The 4,315-nt window shown below is 58.8% G+C and carries 7 protein-coding genes; 1 reads left to right on the plus strand and 6 read right to left on the minus strand.

The annotated features are described in order from the left end of the window. The coding region (brxL, locus tag ADT71_RS00510) for a BREX system Lon protease-like protein BrxL (protein WP_197282865.1) at positions 1-2,131 on the plus strand (2,131 nt) is incomplete at its 5' end. Positions 2,132-2,196: 65 nt separating this feature from the next. Here the strand turns inward: brxL and ADT71_RS00515 are convergent. The 6 genes from ADT71_RS00515 to ADT71_RS00535 form a co-directional block, all read right to left on the minus strand. After that, positions 2,197-2,391, minus strand: coding sequence for a hypothetical protein (locus ADT71_RS00515; RefSeq protein ID WP_054434159.1), 195 nt, complete (start codon positions 2,389-2,391; stop codon positions 2,197-2,199). Positions 2,392-2,456: 65 nt separating this feature from the next. After that, positions 2,457-2,993 (minus strand): TIGR02594 family protein, encoded by a 537-nt coding sequence (locus ADT71_RS00520; RefSeq protein ID WP_054434160.1) that lies wholly within the window; start codon positions 2,991-2,993, stop codon positions 2,457-2,459. A gap of 17 nt (positions 2,994-3,010) precedes the next feature. Then, a complete protein-coding gene (locus tag ADT71_RS00525; protein WP_156336367.1) occupies positions 3,011-3,205 on the minus strand; it encodes a hypothetical protein in 195 nt (64 codons plus the stop codon). 29 nt (positions 3,206-3,234) lie between these two features. Continuing rightward, a complete protein-coding gene (locus tag ADT71_RS30895; protein WP_156336369.1) occupies positions 3,235-3,441 on the minus strand; it encodes a hypothetical protein in 207 nt (68 codons plus the stop codon). Positions 3,442-3,526: 85 nt separating this feature from the next. Continuing rightward, positions 3,527-3,814 (minus strand): hypothetical protein, encoded by a 288-nt coding sequence (locus ADT71_RS00530; RefSeq protein WP_054434164.1) that lies wholly within the window; start codon positions 3,812-3,814, stop codon positions 3,527-3,529. 11 nt (positions 3,815-3,825) lie between these two features. Beyond that, positions 3,826-4,315 (minus strand): hypothetical protein (locus ADT71_RS00535; RefSeq protein WP_231635450.1); only part of this gene is annotated, 490 nt, incomplete at its 5' end.

Genomic DNA, 4,315 nt, shown 5'->3' on the forward strand with positions numbered 1-4,315 from the left:
CCGCTCGCGGACTTCAGGTGAAAATTTGTTGGTTGTCTTGCTCATAACGGATGCTCCTTCTCACAAGTTGGAGCCTCCTGGAAACCCGGGGCGCTTCAACCTGCTGCATCGCATCAAAAAAGGCACGAACGTCCCAACATTCGTACTGGAGTTTCTCCTCGCACGTTTCTGTGCCAGCAACGACCAAGCCGAGATTGACGCGGGGATGGAGGCCGTTCTGGCAACGCTGCAGGACAATTACGTCCGTCCTGACGAGGCGAATGCCGCACAGTCGAAGGTCGCGACCAAGGGCAAGCATCGGTTCATCGACAAGGTTCATATCCGATTTGTCGAGAAGGAGAAGCGCCACTGGGCATCGCTTGAGAATTTCAATTCCCAACGCATCGCGGTTGGCGAGAAGTTCTATCGCGATAATGACCGCCTTCTTGAAGGTGGAATTTGGGCCGAAGTGACTCTGGCGCACAATGAGATCGATGAGGACGATTACGCATTCTACATCGAAGATCTGCGCCCCATCCAGCTCTCCCGGTTTGACTTCGAGCAGTATGTGGAAGGCAGAAAAGCATTCACGAGGGATCAGTGGCTTGACGCGATCATGCGTTCAGTCGGCCTAGAGCCGTCCAAGCTCTCGAAGCGCGTAAAACTGCATTATATCGCGCGCCTGGCGCCTCTGGTGGAACCGAATTACAACTATATCGAGCTCGGTCCACGCGGAACGGGCAAGTCATATTTCTTCAGTGAGTTTTCGCCCTATGCGACCCTGATTTCGGGCGGCCAGGCAACGAAGGCCACACTGTTCTACAATAACGCCCGTCGGAAAGTAGGCCTAGTTGGATATTGGGACACCGTCGCATTTGACGAGGTCGGAGGGATAAAGGTCCGTGATCCCGACACCATTCAGATCATGAAAGATTTCATGGCAAATGGTCGCTTCTCGCGTGGAGCAGAGGTGATTGCAGACGCGAGCTTGAGTTTCGTTGGCAACATCGACCTTTCCGTTGATCAGGTGGTTAATTCGACGGAATATGACCTCTTTCAGCCGCTGCCCCCCGAGTTAGACCTAGCAGTGATGGATAGGTTAGCCGCGTACATTCCAGGCTGGGAGATGCCCAAAAACAGCAGTGAGTTTCTCACGAGCCGCTACGGGTTTATAACTGACTACCTAGCAGAGGCCTTTCATTACCAATTCAAGCATACGAACCGCTACGAAGAGGTCAGCCGCCAGATCAGGCTCGGCAAAGATATTGAGGGGCGTGACGAAAAAGGCATCAAGAAGACGGTGGCGGCCTTTTTGAAGATACTGCACCCAGGCAGCCCGGCCACAGCTGAGGAATTTGAAGATTATGTCGCTTATGCGACGGAGTGCCGGCGTCGCGTCAAGGAGCAAATGAATAAGCGAAAGCCCGACGACGAGTTTGCACGCATCAACTTGTCCTATTTCGATGCGAGTGGGAAAGAGGTCGTCATCTTCTGCCCTGAATCGAAAGACGCTCTTGCAACGCAGCAGCCAGCCCGCCGACGCCTCAAAATCAATGACGCTATCAGTGACCCAACGATTGGTGCAGCATCAGTCGATCTGGGTGAACCCAAGCAGTCAACAGCCAATATTCAACCGACAGTAGGGCATGTTATTGCTGAGACCGAGCCCGCTTTCTCTCAACCGAAAGAACAGCATTTCACAATTTTGTACGGCGATACGGGGCACAGTTACGAGACAATCATGGGGCCATATCTGCGGGGCGCCAAGGAGGTCACCATTGAGGATCCCTATATTCGCCTGCAACACCAGATCCAGAATTTTGTCCGTTTTTGTGAAACATGTCTCAAATCTGGGTCGATCAAGACGATCAATCTGGTCAGTAGCTATGACGACAGGACGGAGCTTGCCGACATCTCCGAGAAGCTTGAAGATTTGAAGCAGAGCCTCCTCGAATCGGACATTGTTCTCAATGTGGCGCTAAATCCCAACATGCATGACCGGGAAATTCGCTTAGACAACGGTTGGCATATTAAGATCGGTCGTGGCCTTGATTTCTACCAACGACCCGGGAGTTGGTTTGAAGTTGGTGCGAACGACCTCACCCTCCGGAAGTGCCTGGAAACAAAAGTCGATATATTTCAAGTGCCTTAGAGCATTTTCAAAGACACCTCTTTTGGGAGGGTGAGGCAGGCAGGGCAATACGCCTGCCCATTTCGTCATCCAATCCGCGCCTTGGCCGTCTTCCGGAACACCACGCTGCCGATACCGGTCAGCGCGAGTACCACGGTCAGGACGTCGGCCTGGGTCAGCCCTTCGGGTAGAATGCCGAGCGCAGCGGCGACGCCCCACAGGCTGCCGATGACGCCGGTCCAGATGGCCTTGGATGCCCACCAGGGTTTCAGGTCTTCCATGTCGTTTCTCCATAAAAAAGCCCGCAGGAATTGCGGGCGGACGGGTTGGTGAGGTTGTCGGCCGCTCAGGCCTCGTTGGTGGACAGGATACCGTTGGCGGCGAGCTGGACCGGCTTCGCGCTTGCAGGCGGCTTGCGATAGGCCGGTCGGCGGATGGCAATGCAGCGATCCCGGGCGATCCGGGTGATGGTCACGCCGTCAGACTGGTTGCCGCCCAGCACGTGGAAGGCGCCGTAGTCTTCGCCGACATAGAGCCCGACGTGGCCGGATCCCTGCGCGCGGCGGAACACGAGGATGTCACCCAATTGAGCCTGATCAGCGGGTTTCCCGAACTTCGCCCAGTTGCGCGCCCAGAGCGGGCCTTCCACCACCGGCTTGCCCGCGCGCTTGGCAACCACGGCCATGAACAGCCCGCACCAGGGAATGGCGTCGTCATTGTAGACCTTGGCGAGGCCAGTCTCCTTCGCCCAGCCGAGGATCACCGGATTGTCAGCGGGCCCGGCCACCTCGAAGGTGCCGTAGAGCTTGCGGGCCTCTTCCAGCATCCGGGGCAGCGGGCGCAGGTCATCGATCCAGCCATAGGCCGGTGGCAGCGGTTTCATGGATGTCTCCCGGGAGATTAGCGGCCGGACAGGCCTTTGACGGTGGCGTAGAGCACGGCGAGCGCGGTCGCGAAGGTCGACAGCCACTTGACGAACCGGACCATGCCGGTCGCGGTGTTCCAGGCCTCGAGCAGGTCCTTCAGCTCTTTGCGGACGGCCTTCAGATCCTCCTGCATGGCCTCGAGGTCCGCCCGGATCAGGGCGATCTCCACGGCTGGATCACGATCAGTATTGGGAGCCATCAGCGCAGCCTCCCGACGATGGCGATGTCGCCCGCGGCCACCTCGAGGGCATGCCCGGCCGGCAGATCGAAGTCCGTCTGCTGCTGCCGGGCGCCAGTCGCATAATGGACAAACAGCACTTCGCGATCGAGCACGGCCGGCCCGGCCAGCACCTCGAATGGTACTGCACGCTGGGCGTCCGCCGGAACTTCTGTACCACGCAGCACAGCGTGAAATCGTCGTGGAAACGCCGGGTGAACTCGCCGGCCGGCAGATAGCCGCCACCATTCTCGACATTGTGGCATCCGGGCGTCAAGCGCTGATGATCGGTCCCTTTGGCCCCTCGAAGACGTAGTCGGCCCACCCGGCGATCGCGACGGACACATGCTCGCACAAGGTCCAGGCGACACCTGCTTCGTACATTTCGGCGATAGTGGGGTTCAGCTTCGGGGCCACGAACTCCAGCATCGGCCAGAGCCGCCAGGAGTTGGGTGCCCGGCGGAAGGTGAACCCGTTTTTGAAAACCCCGTAGTTGATGTCGAGGTCGTCGTTGATCGTGATCACCTCGTCGGTGACCGTGGGCCGGCGATCTGCCTGCATCTCTTTTCTCCTTAGCTGACCGTGACCGAGACGACCTCGCGCACGACGTGGCTGCCCGACTGGCCGCCCGAGGTACCGATCGCGGCGCCACCCTGCGTGGCGGAGATGTTGAACGTGTCGGTCGCGGCGTTGATGACGAAGTAGGTCGTGTTGGCGAGGATGCCGGTTGGCAGCGCGCCGCTGGTCGTGAACTGGACCCGTTTGCCATTGGCGAGCCCGTGCCCTGTCGCGGTCACCGTCGCGGGACTGGCGATGGTGATGGTCGCGGCGCGCGGCAGCATGCTCACAAACGGGTTGCCGCTCAGCGCGCCGCTCGCCTGGTAGGACGTGATCGGGTTCTTGTAGCCGTAGCGGGTCCCGGATCCGGAACCGGTGAAGCTGATCGGCCCAGTCGGCCCGAAGCTGCGATTTTGGTCATCTTGGAGAACACGTCGGGAACGGGCTGGTTGTTGTTGACGATCGCCCATGCGAGGAACGACGTTCCGCTCCGATAAGGGAGCG

Origin of the sequence: Novosphingobium sp. ST904 (assembly GCF_001298105.1) — a bacterium.
Taxonomy (GTDB): domain Bacteria; phylum Pseudomonadota; class Alphaproteobacteria; order Sphingomonadales; family Sphingomonadaceae; genus Novosphingobium.